25 protein-coding genes and 1 tRNA gene are annotated in these 19,072 nt (G+C 31.8%); 22 read left to right on the forward strand and 4 right to left on the reverse strand.

Going from position 1 to position 19,072, the window contains the following annotated elements; genetic code table 11:
• Window positions 1–333: 333 nt before the first annotated feature.
• From ACXLDF_RS09220 to ACXLDF_RS09305, 18 genes are all read left to right on the forward strand, one after another.
• Window positions 334–519: a hypothetical protein gene (locus ACXLDF_RS09220; RefSeq protein ID WP_457558228.1), complete on the forward strand. Its 186-nt coding sequence runs from the start codon at window positions 334–336 to the stop codon at window positions 517–519.
• Window positions 516–725, forward strand: coding sequence for a hypothetical protein (locus ACXLDF_RS09225; RefSeq protein WP_457558229.1), 210 nt, complete (start codon window positions 516–518; stop codon window positions 723–725). The genes ACXLDF_RS09220 and ACXLDF_RS09225 overlap by 4 nt, the downstream gene beginning before the upstream one ends.
• Before the next feature lie 17 nt (window positions 726–742).
• Window positions 743–928 (forward strand): ribbon-helix-helix protein, CopG family, encoded by a 186-nt coding sequence (locus ACXLDF_RS09230; protein WP_457558230.1) that lies wholly within the window; start codon window positions 743–745, stop codon window positions 926–928.
• On the forward strand, window positions 925–1,221 hold the full coding sequence (locus ACXLDF_RS09235) for a ribbon-helix-helix domain-containing protein (RefSeq protein ID WP_457558231.1): 297 nt from the start codon (window positions 925–927) through the stop codon (window positions 1,219–1,221). Before ACXLDF_RS09230 ends, ACXLDF_RS09235 begins: the two co-directional genes overlap by 4 nt.
• Window positions 1,218–1,424 carry a hypothetical protein gene (locus ACXLDF_RS09240; RefSeq protein WP_457558232.1) on the forward strand — a complete coding sequence of 69 codons (207 nt, stop codon included), beginning with the start codon at window positions 1,218–1,220 and terminating at the stop codon, window positions 1,422–1,424. The genes ACXLDF_RS09235 and ACXLDF_RS09240 overlap by 4 nt, the downstream gene beginning before the upstream one ends.
• A gap of 13 nt (window positions 1,425–1,437) precedes the next feature.
• Entirely contained in the window at window positions 1,438–1,752 is a 315-nt protein-coding gene (locus ACXLDF_RS09245) for a hypothetical protein (RefSeq protein WP_457558233.1), read from the forward strand.
• Window positions 1,749–2,078 (forward strand): hypothetical protein, encoded by a 330-nt coding sequence (locus ACXLDF_RS09250; RefSeq protein ID WP_457558234.1) that lies wholly within the window; start codon window positions 1,749–1,751, stop codon window positions 2,076–2,078. The genes ACXLDF_RS09245 and ACXLDF_RS09250 overlap by 4 nt, the downstream gene beginning before the upstream one ends.
• Before the next feature lie 2 nt (window positions 2,079–2,080).
• The gene (locus ACXLDF_RS09255) at window positions 2,081–2,515 is read left to right on the forward strand and encodes a DUF488 family protein, N3 subclade (RefSeq protein WP_457558235.1); all 435 of its coding nucleotides are present in this window, start codon (window positions 2,081–2,083) and stop codon (window positions 2,513–2,515) included.
• On the forward strand, window positions 2,512–2,952 hold the full coding sequence (locus tag ACXLDF_RS09260; protein ID WP_457558236.1) for an ASCH domain-containing protein: 441 nt from the start codon (window positions 2,512–2,514) through the stop codon (window positions 2,950–2,952). The genes ACXLDF_RS09255 and ACXLDF_RS09260 overlap by 4 nt, the downstream gene beginning before the upstream one ends.
• Window positions 2,949–4,358, forward strand: a complete 1,410-nt coding sequence (locus ACXLDF_RS09265) for an ATP-binding protein (protein ID WP_457558237.1) — start codon at window positions 2,949–2,951, stop codon at window positions 4,356–4,358. The genes ACXLDF_RS09260 and ACXLDF_RS09265 overlap by 4 nt, the downstream gene beginning before the upstream one ends.
• Window positions 4,345–5,202, forward strand: coding sequence for a DNA methyltransferase (locus ACXLDF_RS09270; RefSeq protein ID WP_457558238.1), 858 nt, complete (start codon window positions 4,345–4,347; stop codon window positions 5,200–5,202). The genes ACXLDF_RS09265 and ACXLDF_RS09270 overlap by 14 nt, the downstream gene beginning before the upstream one ends.
• Window positions 5,203–5,205: 3 nt before the next feature.
• Complete coding sequence (locus ACXLDF_RS09275; protein WP_457558239.1) at window positions 5,206–5,547, forward strand: hypothetical protein; 342 nt, start codon at window positions 5,206–5,208, stop codon at window positions 5,545–5,547.
• Window positions 5,548–5,555: 8 nt separating this feature from the next.
• Window positions 5,556–6,938, forward strand: a complete 1,383-nt coding sequence (locus tag ACXLDF_RS09280) for a winged helix-turn-helix domain-containing protein (protein ID WP_457558240.1) — start codon at window positions 5,556–5,558, stop codon at window positions 6,936–6,938.
• Window positions 6,939–7,125: 187 nt separating this feature from the next.
• Entirely contained in the window at window positions 7,126–7,587 is a 462-nt protein-coding gene (locus ACXLDF_RS09285) for a hypothetical protein (protein ID WP_457558241.1), read from the forward strand.
• 27 nt (window positions 7,588–7,614) lie between these two features.
• Complete coding sequence (locus tag ACXLDF_RS09290; RefSeq protein WP_457558242.1) at window positions 7,615–7,884, forward strand: hypothetical protein; 270 nt, start codon at window positions 7,615–7,617, stop codon at window positions 7,882–7,884.
• 14 nt (window positions 7,885–7,898) lie between these two features.
• A complete protein-coding gene (locus tag ACXLDF_RS09295) occupies window positions 7,899–8,543 on the forward strand; it encodes a DUF5591 domain-containing protein (protein WP_457558243.1) in 645 nt (214 codons plus the stop codon).
• A 16-nt stretch (window positions 8,544–8,559) separates the two neighbouring features.
• Window positions 8,560–8,844: a hypothetical protein gene (locus tag ACXLDF_RS09300; RefSeq protein WP_457558244.1), complete on the forward strand. Its 285-nt coding sequence runs from the start codon at window positions 8,560–8,562 to the stop codon at window positions 8,842–8,844.
• The gene (locus tag ACXLDF_RS09305; RefSeq protein ID WP_457558245.1) at window positions 8,841–9,815 is read left to right on the forward strand and encodes a tyrosine-type recombinase/integrase; all 975 of its coding nucleotides are present in this window, start codon (window positions 8,841–8,843) and stop codon (window positions 9,813–9,815) included. Before ACXLDF_RS09300 ends, ACXLDF_RS09305 begins: the two co-directional genes overlap by 4 nt.
• Window positions 9,816–10,370: 555 nt before the next feature.
• Here the strand turns inward: ACXLDF_RS09305 and ACXLDF_RS09310 are convergent.
• The 3 genes from ACXLDF_RS09310 to ACXLDF_RS09320 all read right to left on the reverse strand — a co-directional run bounded on the left by ACXLDF_RS09310 (window position 10,371) and on the right by ACXLDF_RS09320 (window position 13,494).
• A tRNA-Sec gene (locus ACXLDF_RS09310) sits at window positions 10,371–10,460 on the reverse strand.
• A gap of 126 nt (window positions 10,461–10,586) precedes the next feature.
• Window positions 10,587–11,501 (reverse strand): ADP-ribosylation factor-like protein, encoded by a 915-nt coding sequence (locus ACXLDF_RS09315; protein ID WP_457558246.1) that lies wholly within the window; start codon window positions 11,499–11,501, stop codon window positions 10,587–10,589.
• Between the two features lie 367 nt (window positions 11,502–11,868).
• Window positions 11,869–13,494, reverse strand: coding sequence for a hypothetical protein (locus ACXLDF_RS09320; protein WP_457558247.1), 1,626 nt, complete (start codon window positions 13,492–13,494; stop codon window positions 11,869–11,871).
• A gap of 180 nt (window positions 13,495–13,674) precedes the next feature.
• Here ACXLDF_RS09320 and ACXLDF_RS09325 point away from each other — a divergent pair, with 180 nt between their 5' ends.
• From ACXLDF_RS09325 to ACXLDF_RS09340, 4 genes are all read left to right on the forward strand, one after another.
• The gene (locus ACXLDF_RS09325; protein ID WP_457558248.1) at window positions 13,675–14,238 is read left to right on the forward strand and encodes an HD domain-containing protein; all 564 of its coding nucleotides are present in this window, start codon (window positions 13,675–13,677) and stop codon (window positions 14,236–14,238) included.
• Window positions 14,239–14,408: 170 nt separating this feature from the next.
• Window positions 14,409–14,696, forward strand: coding sequence for a winged helix-turn-helix domain-containing protein (locus ACXLDF_RS09330; protein WP_457558249.1), 288 nt, complete (start codon window positions 14,409–14,411; stop codon window positions 14,694–14,696).
• 31 nt (window positions 14,697–14,727) lie between these two features.
• The gene (locus ACXLDF_RS09335) at window positions 14,728–15,516 is read left to right on the forward strand and encodes a hypothetical protein (RefSeq protein WP_457558250.1); all 789 of its coding nucleotides are present in this window, start codon (window positions 14,728–14,730) and stop codon (window positions 15,514–15,516) included.
• Window positions 15,517–15,540: 24 nt separating this feature from the next.
• Entirely contained in the window at window positions 15,541–16,632 is a 1,092-nt protein-coding gene (locus tag ACXLDF_RS09340) for a M42 family metallopeptidase (protein ID WP_457558251.1), read from the forward strand.
• 174 nt (window positions 16,633–16,806) lie between these two features.
• Here ACXLDF_RS09340 and ACXLDF_RS09345 read toward each other — a convergent pair whose 3' ends face one another.
• Window positions 16,807–19,071, reverse strand: coding sequence for an ABC transporter ATP-binding protein (locus ACXLDF_RS09345; RefSeq protein ID WP_457558252.1), 2,265 nt, complete (start codon window positions 19,069–19,071; stop codon window positions 16,807–16,809).
• Window position 19,072: the final 1 nt, after the last annotated feature.

Genomic DNA, 19,072 nt, shown 5'->3' on the forward strand with positions numbered 1-19,072 from the left:
AAATATGGTGAATTACGGTTGAAAAATAAAAGACGTTGGTGTAAAGATTACGTTCCATATTTGTGTAGATTAGAAAAAGAAGCCCAGTTGGCTGTTAAATTTCTGGTGAAATATTTGCATCAAGCGATACAAAGTGGTCAATAGGAAAATAAGAAATTTTATTTTTTTTTAATAAGAAAGGCTCAAACCCCGCTCTCCTCATAACAATCACATGAATCCTTCATTTCGGGAAGTCCCGGCGGGGGGGCACTTTTTTATCATTATATCCAAACTGTCGTGAAGGAAGTCAAAAAATTGAAAGTATTCAAGAAGATCAAACAAATAATTTGGCTTATGCTCTATAGGAGTGAATTACGTGAAATTCAATGTGCATGTGCTGAATTAACTCCAGAAGAACGATCTATACCGCAGAATGTGTTAAACATAGTAAATCGAAATCGATATAGGCAAGGATTTTTCGGAAATGATCTCATGAGCATGAATGAATTCAAACGAATAGTGCAAGTGTTGAAAGAATGAATACAACAGTATTTACATGCGAAAAATGTGGAAAAATCCTGGTTGGGGAATATCACATAGAGAAAAAAAGAATTGGCCTTGAAGTAAAAACTTTTCTCTTATGCAAATCGTGCAAAATAAAGCAAATTAAACGGCGTTTGCTTAAAGATGCGATTGTAGATCAACCGGATCCTGCATATATTTACACGCAGTTTTTTGTAAGATGAAAGGTGAAAAGAAAAAAATGAACTTTGAAAAAAAGCGAATGAAAAACATTACAATCGCCCTTCCTGCAATATATGTTGCGAATCTTGAGAAATTGCGGGATATGGGTATTACTGCTTCGCGTTCAGAAGGAATACGACTTGCCATAAAAAACTTATTGGTCAAAGAAGCGCAAACTTATGCGTTAATGGAGGTATCGAAATGAGAATTATTACTGTGAATGTTCCAGTTTCTTACCTCACTGCGATTGATAAACTGACAGGGCAAGAAGGATTATACCCATCTCGATCCGAATTGATTCGAGTCGCAGTGCGTGAATTCTTAATCAATGAATTATCAACGGCAAAAGCATTTCAAAAGTATCAATCTGGGCGAATACAATCGCAAAAAAAACAAGAAAAAATCGATGAAAACATGTTCGTACAAGTTCCGATTACTACAGGTAATGGGGGCACCGAATATAAAACCTATCGATTGGTCCGAGGGAAATTACAATGATTGATGAATATATAAGTCAAAAAAGAATCATATGCCCAAATTGTAATGCACATCCGGGATTGACAACTGAAGGCGATGCAAATTTTCCTGATATAGAGATATTAAAATGCGATGTAAAAAGCAACGAGATCACAACTGTTTTTCTCTGTCGCATGTGTGGTTGCATAGTTAAACTTGAAGATAAATTCGAATCACTCGATTAGGAGTAAAGCAACGATGTCTACAAGCGCAAGAAAAACAAAAAATACAACACATATTTCGGTTCGAATTCGAAATGAACTTGTTGAAAAAATACCTGAAACTAACAAATCAAAGTATGTCAATACCGCCATCGAATTTTATCAAACACATGCTAAGACATTAGAGAATTGGAACACAGAAAAGCAAGCGCTTGTAAATCTCGTTTCGGAATATAAGACCGGATGTGTCTATTTTTTTCAACTCTTCCAAAAAAATGCTGGAAATATCGAATTGACGGAAGCAGATAATCTCTATCTTAAAGAATTGTTGCAGAAGGTGAAATCTCAATGAGCGCGCTGGATGATATTGATATAGACACTTGGAGAAAAACTCAAAAACCACCAAAAAAAACTTTAAAACCACCTCAAAAATCACAAATATCTCAAAAAAGGAAAAACCCTCCAAAAAGAAAAGCAAAGACTATCACAATCGATGATTTAGTTGCAAGTTTGATTGAAAAATCGAAAACAACAAAAATAAATCGCTATCGGAAAATTGGAGATCTTTTAGAAAAAGAGAATATGGCAAAAAATCGTAATGCCAATTTTCAAGCAATGAAAATCATCGATGCACTCAATATGTTAGCTGAAATTTATGATTTTGTTAAAAAGGAATGATTATGATGACATTAGATAATTTTGCAAAGATTACATCCAAGCCAGCAAAAGCAGGAATATATACTAATTGTTATTATGCAATCTTAAAAAAATATAAAGAAAAGTATCCAAACGCGCTGTTTCGGATTGTAATGCGTTTTCCGTTCGAGCCGGAATATAATCAAGCCACTTTAAGCCCGAGTCCAAAACTTTTGAAAAAGGCAAAATCCGGCATGATCGATTTTAGGAAATTTGCTATTTTATTTGAAAAAGAGATTTTTACCAATCGTAATGCAGTGAATGAGTTAAGATTATTGCGTGATCTATCCGCTACAACTCAAATTTTTCTCGTTTGCTGCGAAGTGAATGATAAATTATGTCATCGTTCGCTATTAAAACGCTATATTGAGGATTTGAACTTTTACTTAGCCAAATGGAATTGGAGGGTTGAAAAGTGATTGTAGCAGGCACACGGAAAAAAAATATAGTATTAATCTCAATAAAGCCGGAATATGTTAGAAAAATCATGTTGGGTGAAAAAAAGGTAGAATTCCGAAGAATTGGATGGAGTGCTGATGTTGATACTGTTGTAATTTATGCTTCAAATCCAATAAAGCAAATTATCGGATTTTTCAAAATCAGAGGGTTTGGAAGAGATTCACCTGAGAAGTTATGGGTGCGATATGAAAAAGTTGCTGGAATATCCAAAGAAGACTTTGATAAATATTTCTCCGGAAAAATATGGGGTTATTGTTATGAAATTGGAGATGTATTTCAATTTGATGATCCAGTTGATCCTTCGAAATTTTTTAAAGATTTTCGCGCACCACAAAAATTCAAATATCTTCTTCAAGAAACATTTGAAGAATTACTACAATATGGGGGAATTCAATGAGTACATACGGCTATGGGATAATAGGCGCGGAATTTCAAGAAATTTATTCTGGAACGCAAAAAACATATCGTTTTATTCCTCATAAACCTTTGCTGATTGATTTTTCGAAGAAAGAACATTACCTCATTATCGCAAAATCGGGTTCTGGAAAATCATATGTTGCAGGTGTACTTGCTGAAGAATTGATTCGTGCAATGCAAAATTATTCAATTTTAATTGTTGATCCAATGGGTATCTTCTCTACTTTGAGAATTCGTGGAGAAACCACACCAATTCACTTGTGGAATCAAACAATGCCTCTTAATCAAATAAAACCCGAAATCATGAAAAATGTAGAGATCTGGATTCCTGAAGGTGACAGAGACTCATTTGAATCTGAAATGTATGATCATACTTTTTCTTTACAAGCTAATCAATTAAGTGCTGAAATTTTTGCACATGTTTTTGGATTAGATGGTGTTGAACCACAAACTTCCCTATTCCGCAAAGCTGCTGCTCAAGCAAAAAAAGAATATAATAATGAGTTTGATCTTCAAAATTTAACTTCGATTGTTCAAAGGGATTTTGAGGATTGGCACTATAAGTCTCAAACTGTCGAAGCACTTAATTGTAAACTCGACATCATGCAAGAATTAAATTTAATAACAAAGGACGGAATTCAAGTTTCAGATTTAATCCAAGCAAAGAAAGTTTCAGTGTTAGATGTCTCAATGTCAGATACTTATACTGCGAAAACAATTGTAAATTTTCTCGCGGAACGACTTTTAAAAATCAGAAAACGGATGAATCGAAAAGTAACCCAAGCCAAAATTGATGGAAAACTGATCGAAAAACCATATGATTATATTCCTCCTGTGATGCTAATGATAGATGAAGCCCACAACTTTCTTCCTGGAAATCGGATTTTAAAAAAATATATTAAAGAAGGTCGAAATTGTGGCTGCATGCTTACAGCAATTTCACAATCTCCTGATTTAGATCGTTATACCTATGCAAATATTGTTCATTTGTTTATCGGGCAATTAACTTACAAAGATGATTTAGACGGGGTTCAAAAAATGCTCCCAGTAGAGAAAAAACCCGGAATCTTTCGAAAAGAGATCAAATCGTTGGATATTGGGAATTTTTATTATTACAATATGGCAGAAAAAACAGAGCGTCGGATTCGTGTACGACCCAGAAAAACTTTTCATCCTGCTTCAACGGAAATTGAAGATGAACGAAAATATTTCCTTAAAGATATGAAAATAGAACAATCTTTGCTAAATATTATCAAAAGAAAGAAGATAATGTTTGTTCATGATATTCCGCAAGAAATGAAAAAAGAATGTGCGGCTCTTATCAAAGCAAATAAGTTGAAAATAAAAATTGTTGAAGGAGGTAGAACTTGCGTTGAACTCGCCTAAATATACTTTTATTGCAGGAGATGGTTCTAAACAAGAGAATTTTCCCACGAATAATGTCGATTTGGTTCTTTTTGATCCTCCTTTCAAGCCTAAAATCACAAAATACAAGCAGATTCGGAAGCAAAATAAAAACCAATTAGAACCAATTGAGACACCTATGGGTGAAAAATGGGAAAAATTCTTATCAAATTTGTTTTTTAGACTTAAAAAACATGATATTTCGACAAAATCGACATATTTTATTATCAAATTTGATGATTACAGCGCGCGAGAGTTTTATAAATCTCAAAATGTCCTTGAATGGAGTTATTCAATCATCTGGGATAAGTGTCGAATTGGTTTAGGGCGAAAATTCCGAAAACAACATGAACTTATAGAAGTTTATGTGAATAATAAAGCGCAAAAATTATATTGGTGGCAAAAAACAAAAGAAAGCGCAAAGCGAAAATGGCATGGAGAAAGTCAAGGGATTGCTTTTCCATCAATTATATCAATCCCAAATTATAATTCCGGAACGAAAGGGGTTCGTAAAATATGCCACATTAATCAAACTCCATGGGAGCTATGGGTTCCCTTTATTGAACACTGTTGCCCACCTGGTGGGTTAATTTATGATCCCGCTATGGGAACTGGTTCAATTGCTAAAGCAGTTTATTTTCTCAATCAAGAGAAAAAATTGAACATCTCATACCATGGTGTTGATATAGAACAAGATTATGTTGATTTTGCAAGAAGGAATTATCGCATTTTTTCAAAACCATGTAAAGAACTATTCAGATATTATGAAACACCTTACAATCAAACCACACAAACAATTTTGAATGAATTAATTTATGTGAGATGAAAAATGAACAGAATAAACTCAGAATTAGCAAAGCAACAGTTGATGAAAAATCCAAAAAAAGAAGTGAATAAAACAATAAATACAAAGTTCCAAAAGAAAACTAAAGGAAACGCAACGGAATATATAAAACAAGTTTTACAAATCAACAGATCTGGCTTGAATCTCGATGATATTTGTGATTATATTAAAATAACATATAATAAGAATTTCACAAAAGAAGAGATAGGGTTGTTTTTGGCAGAATTGCTTGAAAATTCAGTTATAGTGAAAAAACAGTCAAGATTTTTGATTGCAACAAAATTTTCTGGAGATGTAATGATCAATGAATTTTCAGCAGCAGATTAGGTGATTCTTTGCAAAAGAAAGACAAAAAAACAACGCGCGAAATGATCTTAAAACTTTATTTCGATACTCGCGCGCAAAAAATTGCATATCACGAAATTTTGCAAAAATTAGGAATTGAATTCAAACAAGCATTGCCTGGTACACTTCGTCTCATGCGAGAGCGTCGGGAAATTCAATTCATTCCAAAGACAAATGAATATGCGATCTGTCTTTCGTATAAGGATTTATGTAAAATAGTCCCTAATTCGCTAATGATTTCTCATGAGCAAACTGTCGAGAAAGGCGAAAATATTGAAAAAAGAACAAAAATTCTTTCAAAATCTTCAATTGTTTCAAAAAAATTCAACTTACAAGATCTTAAATCAGAGTTTTCAAGATATGATTTGAATCTTGTTAAAAATATAACACGACATCTAAATGCAGGATTGCAGCAACAAAATATTGCAAAAATTAACGCAATTTCTCCCTCCAAAGTGTTTAGAATTACAAAGAAATTAGAAAAATTAGGTATTATTGAATCTTACAACAGATATCCTCGCTTCTACCGTGTTCGCAAAGATTTGATGTATAATTATGATTTTCTAACATTTTATGAATCTCAGATAAAAGCCAATGAACAAATAAAACAAGTTGTATCAGTTTCACCACAAGTAACTACGAAATCAAATTCTTCTGAACCAAAAAAAAAGGAAAAAAGAGGATCTTGGCCAATTATTGCGGAAAACGTGCATTGGATTTGTTATAAAACACCCCTTCTTCAACCTGTTGATCCTAAAAAAGTCGCAGACGCATACAAAGTAAAAAAGTGGAAAAATTCGAATAAATATATTTACAAGAATTTTCTTAAAGACTGGACAATCGAAATTACAACGAGAAATGTGTTTTGGCGATATCGATTTCCAAAAGAAAAAATCCGAGATTTAACAAAATTTGTGGAAGATTTCAAATCAAACATTCCATATCATTTTCTCACAAATAAGGTCAAGATGGATATTGCAAACACGAAAAAACATGGAAAATGGCACTGTGTTTTTAAAACTGGAACAGAACTTGACAATATGGGAAAAAAAGAATTAGTTCAAATAAAAGATGGGAATGATAATGAGATAATGCATGCAGATGATTCACCTAAACTAAAGACTGGTGAATTAGAAGCAGATGTAGAAAAAGCACAATCGATCTTTGAAGTTCCTATCCAAATAAAAAATATGAATGAAAATATTAGTCAAATGGCGAAAGGAATGGAAAATTTAACCAAAGCTTTTATGGGCTTTACAGCTCAGATAACAGAATTAGTTAATCAGACTAAGAATTTGCTCAGTTCTCAAATGAACCAAGTGCATTCTGAGCAAAAATTTACCAATTTTTCAAAATCTGATATCTATTCATAAGGAGGTTGTATAAAATTCTATCGATACATAAAAAAACCGAACAAGAAAATAAAATTGCAAAAATAGATTTGGATTATCTTTTCAAGAAATATCAAGAGATTGAAGCAGAAATTATTCAGAAACAAGAAAAAGTTAGGAATTTACTGAAACAATTAAAATTGGAAATATAAAACAAAGGAATTATGAGATGGCACTCAAAAAAAATACCCGAAAAAAAATCTTTTCGATTCGATTATCGGATACTGAAAAGCAAACTTGGGAAAAGATAGCATTAGAGCGAAATATCAGTATTGCCCAGTTAATTAGAGAATCAATAAAATATTTTACACGAATCAGTGAAATTAGGAAAGAAGATTCAATTCTTTCTCAGCAACTCTTTGAATTGCGTGAATTGATAAAAGATGTTAAAAACACATACAATTTCGATAGAGAGATAATCTTATCTCAGATTGCTCATATGCAACAAGAATCAAATCCAACCCTGGAAGAAAAAATCAAATTACATCTCACAGGGCGTTCGCTTTTTTTGAATATATTATCAAAATACTGTCAAGAATCGCCAAAAACAGTATTGGCAGTCTTGGCAAATATGAAAGAAGCTGGTGTTGTTGACCAAGACCAACAAATGCGGTGGTATCTAACACAATAACGAAAGAATCATGTAAAAGTGAGGGTTATGAGTGAAGACAACTATAAATGGCTCGAAAGACAAATAATGAAAGAAGCGATTCAAGAATTAAGAGAAAGCTTAAAAGAAGAGAAGAAAAAACGAAAACAAGATGGAATTCCTTATTTATTCGGATGTCCATATTGTAATTTCCAATCACGCTATTTTAATCGTATTCTTCTACACAATACTATAAACGAAAATTGTTTACAACGATGGAAAAAATCTCCTTGTTATCCTATTTTGCTAAATTTTCCTGATGGAGCGCCCTTACCATAAAAAGAGAGATTAAAATGAAGAATTTAATGGATTTTATAGCTCAACACTATCAATTGGCTGGAATCTCCGAATTACATCGTGAATGGGGAAGAGATTTTGAGAACAATGCTGATTTTTATTCGCGGGAGAATCAGGAATTTTATGTGAAAGTATTAGAACAATTCAATTATAAAACAAAAAAGCCAATTGTTTTTCTTCCATGTGCAAAAGTCAAACCGATTTCACGATCCCGAAGCCACTGCTATATGAGTGCAATCACACGGAATCCAGCTTTTTGTAAAATTATTATATCCGAACCTCAAACAATTATTCCATATGAATTAGAAGATTGTTGTCCTGCTTATGATTATCCTCCTGGTCAATTGAATAAAAGAGATGAATGGCAATTAGTAAGACGTTTGAATATTTTTTTAGCTAAATTAAAAGAAGTTAACCCTGTTCGTAAAAGAATTTATTATTTTGGGGGGAAACACCATTATATTCTCTTAGCAAAGGCAAATCACATATTGAATTATTTTGAAATTGTTTCACTAATACCTTATCGAGGGATACGAGATTATTCAAAAGATGCAAAATATTTTACTAAAATTATCAGAAAATTGGAAAAGGGTGAGAAAAATAGCAAAAGTAAAAGATTTGATGAAAATTGCTACATTTGAAGAGTACAAAAGGCAAATGAATTTGAAACATTCATTTTTTTATAGTTACCATGAGGCAGATGAACGAAAAACGTGTGTTCAGTTCTTTTTATTGAATGGATCATTCATTAATGCTGATCCTCGCTTTTGTAAAATCCAAACAATAAAATTAGAAAAAGGACCAAGTTATTTTTGGCTAACAATTTCTATCTATAACCAAAACCGATTAAGTATCAACTTAGAAGAAGAAGATTTGAAATTTATAAGGGTCACAAAATGGAATCCTTATGAACAATTAATTATTTGGGAGAGAAAAAAATGATACGAAAAAGAAAAGGAAGAAGATTCCCGAAGACACCAGAAGTATATCTATGCAAGTCTGACAAAAAATTGATTGAAAAATATATAGAATCACGAAATTCCGATAGTATTAAACGACATCATCTTCAGCATCTCAATTATTTTAACAATTTTATTATGCAAAATTATCCAGGTGTAAAATCAATTTTTGAAGTTTCGCCTGAACAATTTCGAGATTTCTTCATTCATCTTGAAAAAAAAACAAATCCCTCTCTCAAAATAAGAACGAAACTAAAATATAGAACATCGTTAAAATCTTTCTTTAATTATGTACTCACGCCGAAAATAGCGCGCAATGAAGCAATTAAATACAATTATTCAATAATTTTTTCAAACTCTTATTTTCAATTCACTGATATCCAGAATAAAATGCCTGAAAATAAGATGTCAAAGCAAGATGTACTAAAGATATTAAAATTTTTTTTCGCGCGCAATTTTCGGGATTATATTGCATTTGCAATTTTAGCCTTTACAGGCATGAGACCAATTGGCTTGCTGAATATAAAAGTTCAGAATATTGATCTTAAAAATCGGATGATAAAAACTATCGGAAAAAGAACTAAAACAAATCGGACAGGAGAAGTAAGGTATTTTTTCCCGGAGTTTTTCAGAAATGATTTAGAAGCATTCATTTTAGAAAGACAGGAAAGTGAAGATCTCTTTAATATTACGAGTCAAAATTTGCGCAGACAACTAAAAAAATATCCATACAATGATTATCATCTTCATCAGTTCAGGGAAACTCTGAATGTAGAGCGATTAAAAATGGGGTTGATTGATCCAGATTTGCGAAAAATGCTTTTGAATCAGCATGTAAGTGATGTAAACGTCAAACATTATGTTGACAGCTTGAAAGATCCGGAATACCCAGAAGATTTGCGAGAATTATATGATAAATTTTTTCCTTATCCTGAAGCGCGCTTTATAAAGTAAAATTTTTTCCTTAATTCTGTGGTAATTTTTCACTTTTTTAGGGAATTGATTTTTAATCTTGATTCTGTGGTAATTTTTCACTTTTTGAAAGCGATTTAAATTTGACAAAATTTATGAAAAATCGAAGTAACAAATAAAAGTGAAAAATTAGAGAAAAAGTGAAAAATTAGAGAAAAAGTGAAAAATTTCATTTTAGGGAACTTGGGCTAAACTCTCTTAATTCTGTGGTAATTTTTCACTTTTTTAGCGACTTGATTTTTCGAAAAATCAAGTAAATTTTTCACTAATTTTTCACTTTTTTCGAAAGTGAAAAATCTCCAAAAATGTATATTTTTTCAATCTTCAATTTTAGAATGAAAAAAATAAATATATTTGAAAAATCTGATTTTTTCTCTAAAAAAATATGAAATTAACAAATATTCATAGAAAAGGAAAGATTTTGTGAGAAATTTCAAAAACACACTAATTCTATTCCGATTTAAAAAAGTGTAGCACAAAAAAATGTAAGTACATTTTCCAGGAAAGTTGTATATACAAATGTATATACAAAAGTAACGGCCTCTAAGGAGAATCGAACTCCCCACCCTATGAAGGTAATCTGGATTTGAAGTCCAGCGTCAGAGACCACCCTGACTGTTAGAGGCCATGATTGATTAAATACAAAAAAGAAAAAGAAGCATCAAAAAAAAGTTTTGCTTTAATTTTTCATATTTATAATGGAATCCTTAATCATAGGACTTATTAATAGAATAATTGAGTAAAAAAAAAAGTTTAAATTAAGGTTGGATTATATTCTTCGATTTTCTCATTGATTATTCCAAAAAGTTGTCGAAGTTCTTCTTTTGAAGGTGGTTTAGCATCTTCAGTAGTGGGATGGGCATAATTCAAGCAATAATTATAATCCAAAACATTTCGATTTATAATCACAAATTTGTAACCTTTAAGTTCATATTCTCCAGGTTTAAATTTCGAATTTTTGTTAGAAATTTGATGATAAAAATTAAGTGATGCTTGGATAAAACTTTCTTTAGGTGTTTTTAAACGAAACGAACCCAATTCAAGCAATTCATTTACCAATACTGAGATATATTCAATAGAATGATCCATTGCAAATTCTGCTAAGATCATTGAAATAATATTATAAACTGGTTGTGATCCTAAAATCGGTAAAGACATAGAATTAAGAAGTGAAATAGGATCGAAAATTGAAGTATGATAGAAACTTATTTCGTTATTTTCAACAATGTGTTGAAATCTTAAGGATAATTCCTCAATATTTTGGGGAATTTGGCTATTTTCATATAATTTGGGATCAGCTTTATGAAACAAAATTGCCACAATAACTTTTGGATTTTCTCGGTGAATATAGTTATACATTTGTTCGAAATACTCAAAAGCTTTGGAAAATCGTGATGAGTCTTGTATATCTATTACGAAAAAGAGAAATTGAATTTCGGATAGATAGCGTTCGGGATTTTGTAGATAACTTTGACGATACTCAAGCTGTCCTGCATAGTCCCAAATACTACCTTCTTGAGAAAATAAAGTAAAAGTTGTTCTCTCAACACTCTTAGTTGGTGCAATTTTTCCATTAATATTATAAGTGCGATTCAAAGTTCGAATAATGGATGTTTTTCCTGCATTTTCCAACCCAACAAGTGCAATTTTAAGATTTGAATCTGCCATACTATCCCCCATTAATGAAGGTCAGTTTCCCCTTATAATATAATGCAAAAATGATCCTTATATTACTTTGGAATAATAAAAAAAGAAGAATTAAAATCACCAATTTAATAAAATCTCCAATTTGATTAATTTATAATATGATTTGAAATTAAAAATCGATCAAAAATAGTTACCATTAGCAGAATTTGAAGAAAAATAAGCCATTACTGCGTCTTTTTTTTTCTTAGAAATAAAATTTATTCAAGTTTTGCTTATTTCAGTGAATTAAAAAAAAAAAATTCGAATCTTAAAATGAATAAGAAAAAGTCAAAAAAAAACAAAAAAAAAAATTTGAATTTAAACTTATTCGCACATTAGAACGTGATTTTTATCTATTTTGTTTAGTTTTTTTCGATATCAGTGCTATAGCACCTAATCCAGCAAGGACAAATACACCTAATCCAAATCCATTAATTCTACTTAATATTCCAGCTGCAGAGCTTAAATCTCCCGGATCAGCATAAGCTGTAAAAGTAGGATCTTGATAAATTGATTGTCCGCCCCATTCAGGAAAACAAATTGTATAGAAGACATTTCTACGAGTAACATCAATTGTAAGTTGTTTATCTTCCAATGAGAATTTCTCTTTTGCCAATTCTATACGCGCTTGAATCATACTTCGAGTCATTGCATTTAAATACACAAATGCAAAAGCATCTAATTTATTGAATATTGGATTTCGAATTCGTGCAAATGGAAACAATTTAACTGGAGCATCATAAGTAGCTTCTCCATTTAAAGTATAATCAGGTTTACTTGCAAAATCGATTTTATAGGCAGGTTTATCACCAGATCTTAAATCTAAAGAAGTAACATTTTCATTTGCCTGATCTCCATCAACTACTGTCCCATTATCAGAAGTAACCTCTGTATCATAGGCATCTTCAACTGTGGCTTCAATATTGATGATTCTGGCATAATTTGAAACAGCTAAGCTGAAACCCGGAACATTCTCAGAACCAGATAATCTGGCAATGATACTTTCACTTGAGTTATAATGTGAAATTGCTTCACCAACTGAAAATAGATAATAATAATCGCCTCCCAATGCTTCTGTCTTGTCTTGGGGATCGTTGACAATCCATAAATCATTAATTGGTCCAATATCATATTCTGTTGTTAATGTAATATTTACAGGCTTGTCTTCAATTAAGGCCCCAGAAAGGGTATATGTAAAATTCAAATATGATAATTCAGAAAAAGCAACCACTTTTCCTAATAGTGAATCTCCTTTAGAAATTTCATTGACATCATCTGGAATATCAACAGGATACCAAACAATAAAAAGATCACTGTAGTCCATTCCAAATCGATATTCAAATGTATCTGCAGTTTCAGTTTTTGATAATACTTTCGGAGAAGCACTCGGAGTTTTGTTCATATCGAAAGGAAAATATCCTAAGGTAAAAAATAACAAGCGGTTGAGATAATATTTGTACAGTTGATTATTCATACTATCTCCAAAGTATAAACTATCGTTGCGATCTGGAACACCATTTAAAGTTCCATTTTCTTTATATGCAACCAGACCTGTAAACGCATTTTGAACAATCACATGTTTTCCTGCTGCAGTGCGATAATGTTGTTGAATTATTTGATAAGGTGATACTCCATAATATGTTGTGTTTCGATTATCATTCGAATAACTATCGAATGCCATGTATACTGTTTGCACTTGCCCTAAATTCATATATGCAATATAGAATATAGCATCTTTATATGGTGCTTGATCTGGTATCGATGGATCAAGATCACCAGAATAATTTCCAGGCGTGAGATCTTCTACTAATTTCTTACTCAAGACATCATAGCGGATGGCCCAACTTTCTTCAGTAAATTTATGCCCAATTGCATTAGACACGGTATAAGTTCCAGTTGCCCAGGCAATTGTAGTACTAGATAGCATGACAACCATCAGTAAAAGACTTGTAATAATAGTTGTATTTTTTTTCATATTAATCATAATCTCCATTGATGTAGTTTAAAATGAAGAAATAAAGAGAACAATAAGTTCTATTAATTTTATCACAGTTTTTACATATAAATTATTGCGGACCAATGGTCCACAATTTAGATTTTCTCTCTTTTTTTTTCAAATGATCTTGTTTAAATATTTGTTACAATTTCATTATCCATGAAATTATTCCGTTTTGATTCTCTATCTACAAAAACATACTATCATGCAATTGAATTCGCAGCTGATGCACATCGAGGTCAAAAGAGAAAAATAGGTGGAGAACCTTTTATTTTACATCCTATTGCGGTCGCAGCTTTATTAGCGGATTATTACAACGATAAAAATTTAATCATAGCAGCAATATTACATGATGTAGTTGAAGATACACAAGTGACATTAGAAGAAATTAGTAGAGAGTTTGGCAAAGTTGTTGCAGATATTGTTTCAGATGTAAGTGAACCTAATAAATCACTTTCTTGGCAAGAACGAAAGCAAAGATATTATAATCGCTTAATTACTACTGCATCGATTAGTGCAATTCGCTTATCTGCTGCAGATAAATATCATAATTTAGATGATATGACTTCATGGTGGAAAAAACAAGGTGGGTCAATTTTTACCTTTTTTCATGCTGAAAAAGATGAAATTATTGCAAATTATAAACGATTATTTAAATTCTATGAAAAAAAAAGAATCCCATGGATTAACAAGCTTTGGAAGATGCTAAACATCATAATATAAATTATCTTCTACTAAAAATGTAGTATTGTATAAGAATAAGAAGCATCCTTTCTTATGATAGAATAATGCGTTTTAAATGAATATTTAGATTTAATCTTTAACAATGGGTACCAAAGGTGCCTCAGAGTTCAAATATTTTAACCTCTTAAAGAAAAATAGAATGATGTCGAATGACCACGCGTAAATATCGATCTGCTGTAATGTTAATTCAATCTATTCTAGAAGAATTGATTAAAGCAGGGCGGGGAGGCATGGTTAAGACTCAGATCTACAAAAACGTAGGAATTAAAACAGTAATTGGTGAAAAATATATAGAACAATTAGTATCAGCAGGATATATTAATGTTGTAGAAGAACCTTGGGGTAAAGAACGTGTTCGTATGAAAGTTCATATAACACCAAAGGGAGAACAAAGATTTACATGGTTCATGCAGCTATCCAATGAATTAGAAATGTGAAAAAAAAATCAAAATTAAAAGGTGACTTTAATTGTATAACCCAGAAAATCCAGATGATAATGAAGATAAATCGTATCCAAATCTTCATAAAAAAATATCGCAAAACCATGATCTGGAGCAAAATTCAGAACAATTCTTTATCTCAGAAGAATCAAGAAAACAAAAGGGTGATACATTAATAAAAACATATATTCCATCTTCATCGAGTAGTCCCGAATACCAAAGATTACGAAATCAATATAGTAGTATAACTCGCAAAAACCAAATAATACAAATTATTGGAGCTATTTTTACAATTTTAACTATTTTAATTGAATATATAATATACCGTTTAGCTCGAAGAATGAATTATTTACTCGAACGTATTCAACTTCTACGATTTGTCGGAATTTTTATCATTCTTTTTCTTATCAGTATTTTGGCTGTAATTCAATTCATCGTTATCTTCAAATGGAATCAATTATCAAGAAGATCCAAGGAATTTTCTTTAACAAGAACACATTTTCATATAATTAATCAAATTCAGTTTATTCGTATCTTAATATTTATGACAATATTTCTTCTTATCTATTTCTTTATTATCTATCGAAATTACATTCATCTTCCTTCAACTCACCAATTTCCTAAAATATTTTTTATTTATAAAACATTGCTTAGATTAAGTGCCTTATTATGCTTTATTTATCTCTGTTTTGAATTCGGACAACTTATTATATGGTCAAAAAGATTCCGTATGATAAATCATATTGAAAAACAAATTATCCATGATTTACCTAATATGGATGAATTATCTAAGCTTTTAGAAGATCCAAAATTTTAACATATTTTCTATTTTATAAAAGGTATGGTAGAGAAAAATTCGATTCTTAAAGAAAATATTGTAGCCATACAAAGGAATTTAACCAGTTTAATTGGAGTAGCTGGTCGGGAAGACGAAGTTCGCGATTTTATTTATACAGAAATGAAGAAATTTGCAAATAATGTTTGGATCGATCCCTTAGGTAATGTATTAGCTGAAAAAAAGGGTTCTAAAGCTGATGGTTTACGGATTATGCTAGATGCACATATGGATGAAGTTGGATTTATGATTCGCTATATTGATAAACGAGGATTTTTACGATTTACTCCACTTGGAGGAATTGATCCTCGTCTATATCCTGGAAGTAAAGTGGAAATTCTCTCTGATGAAGGAACAAAAATCACAGGTATTATCGGAATGCCACCACCTCATATAACCTCGCAATCAGAGCGAGAAAAAATCCCAAGTTATATGGATTTATTTATCGATATTGGAGCACAGACTCAAGAAGATGTTCTTAAAATGGGAATTGATATTGGATCTACTGGTGTTTTGGCTGCAGATTTTGAATATCTCCCCTCTTTAGGCATAATGCGGGGTCGAGCTTTTGATGATCGCACCGGTTGTAATGTTCTTCTTCAAATTGCAAAAATACTTACAGAAGTTGATCAGATTGAGAACACAATTTGTTTTGCTTTTACAGTTGCTGAAGAAGTGGGTGCAAGAGGCGCTAAGGTTGCAGCAAATAGTTTAAATCCAGATATTGGAATTGCTTTAGAAAATACGATAGCCGCAGATGTTCCTGGAGTATCTCCAGATAAAAATCCAACCAGTTGTTTACACGGACCTGCATTTAGCGCTGCTGATCATGGAACCGTCTATAATTTAAAATTTCTTAAATATCTGCAAAATACTGCAAAAGATCTGGGAATTCCATACCAATATAAACTTCCCACATTTGGAGGAACAAATGCTGGTTCTTTTCACACTTTAAAAAAGGGAATTCCAGCAGCATGTGTTTCAGTTCCCTGCCGTTATATTCATTCACCACTCGCCCAAAATTATGTGGTTGACGTTGAAGCAGTCGTAAATGTATTATTTAAAGCAATTTCACAACCATTTGAAATTGGATTTTAATCAATTTTTTTTTTGATTTTTCTTTACATCCTAAATGATTTGGAAAAAAATAAGAATAAAAGAATATGAACTAAAAGAAGAAGTAAAAGAAGAAGAAAAAAAGAAGAAGAACGGAGCTTAGATAATTATTAAATATGATCAAGTGAAAAGATCAAGGTGAAAAAAGTCTGGAAATTAAATACCTTTAGCCTGCATTTCTACTAATTTGGCATAACTTCCTTGCCGTTGCATCAAGTTTTCATGTGTTCCATGCTCAACCACTTCTCCATGCTCAATAACAAAAATTTCATCCGCATTTTTAATAGTTGATAATCGGTGTGCAATAATAATAGTAGTGCGACCTTTTTTAGCCTTCTCAAGGGCTTCTTGAATCAAAGTCTCAGTATATGGATCAACTGAGCTTGTAGCTTCATCCAAAATCAATATTTCAGGATCTACCATTAATACACGAGCAAAAGCGATTAATTGACGCTGTCCAACGGAAAGATTACTTGCATTCTCATTTAATCGTGTATTATATTGATCAGGCATTTCACGGATAAAATTATCCAATCCTAAAAAGCGCGTGATTTCTAAGACTTTATCATCGACTACATGAGGAACATCATCAGGAAGACCATAATATAAGTTTTCCAAGATTGTTCCATTAAAAAGAAAACTATCTTGAGGAACCATACCTATTGCTTTCCTTAAGTCTTCTTTTCGTAAATCCTTAATATTGATATTATCTATCAAAATTTCACCATTATTTTGCTTCAGATCATAAAATCGGGTAATTAATTTTATCAAGGTCGTTTTTCCAGCACCTGTTGGTCCTACTATAGCAAATGTTCGCCCTGCTTCTAAATGCAATGATACATTTTTCAAGACATCTCCTGTTTGGGATTCATGTTCTCGAATTAACTTATCTTCTTGAATCAAAGATTTAACTGTTGGAGAAAATTGATCGAAAATCTCTTTGGGGACTCGAGGTGAGCCTAAAATTTGAAGGATCTTAGCACGGGGAAGATTATCTAAGATAGACTCTTTTCCATCTTTCCCAGATATAGATGATTCCCCAGAAGTTATCCCACTTCCTCCACTGCTTCCTCCATTCCCACCACTTGAAGAAATTTTAAGACTAAAGTTATTTCCCTTCAATTGAGCATCTAAACGTCGAGCTAATTTTAAAAATGTTTCAGAATTTTGAAGTAAAGCTTGCATTTGCATAAATTGTTTCTGTTCTGGATTAACCACTTCATTTTTTACTTCTTTCTTTCTTTTTAAGGCTTTCTTCTTGCGTTTTGCCGAAGGATCAATTATTTTTAACGGCTTTTTCGCTTTCCGTTTACTGTATGCAAAAGTTACATCTTTAAATTCGATTTCACCAGAAATATTAGAAAAATCAACAGGATTTTCAGGATCAGGAATCTCACTTTTCTCATTTAACAGTAGATAGACCCGTTCAGCAGCAGCTAAAGTTGATTGCATTTGCTGAGTAAAGAAAGCAATCATCATTATGGGCATCATTAATTGGTTTAAATAATTTGAAAAAGAAGAAACGATACCAATTGTTATTGTAGAACCTAAGAATCCAATCCCATTAAGATAAGCACTTCCACTATACAACATCACAACTGCGCTAATTAAACTAGAAATAAAAAAGAATAATGGAAATAGAAACGACATTATGCGACGAACCTTTAGAAAAGCCTCTTGGTTACTACGATTTGCTCTATCAAATTCTTCTGCAGCTTCTCGTTGCTTACCATATGCTTGAATTACCTTCATTCCAGAAATATTTTGCTCTGCCACACTGGTTACTTGAGAAAGTTTCTTTCTGGTAGTTTTAAACATATTACGTACATTTTTTATAAAAAACCGAGATAAAATAAAAAGCAGAGGGGTAAGTGATAAAGCAACCAAGGTTAATTCCCAATTCATAAAAAACATTAATCCTAATACCATCAATCCTCGGAACAAATCTGTTAACAAGGTTGCAAGTTGACCGCCAAAAACCATGTTGAGTTGGTCCACATCATTAGTAACTGTGCTAATAATATCTCCACTATGCACTTTATCAAAATAATCCATAGAAGTTTTCTGTAAATTGATGAATAAGTCTTGACGAACCTTATAAACAACATTTGTTCCTATCTTTGCCAAAATATATTCTGAGAATCCATTCCCAACGCTAGAAATAATACGGAAACTGGCGTAAATTATTAAGATTGAAATAACAACTGAAGCATTACTTTTTAATATCCCATCATCTATTAACCGTTGTTGAAGCAGTGGCAATACAGCCTGCATTCCTGTGAACAGAAACATTCCTAAAAGAACAATAATAAATACACCTAAATTATCTTTTAAATAGGAAAGCATCCATTTCCAAAGTGTTTTATCATCAACAAACCGTTTTGTTTTTTCTAAAATCATTCGATTCCTTTGATGGGACAAA

Source organism: Candidatus Harpocratesius sp. (assembly GCF_054039255.1).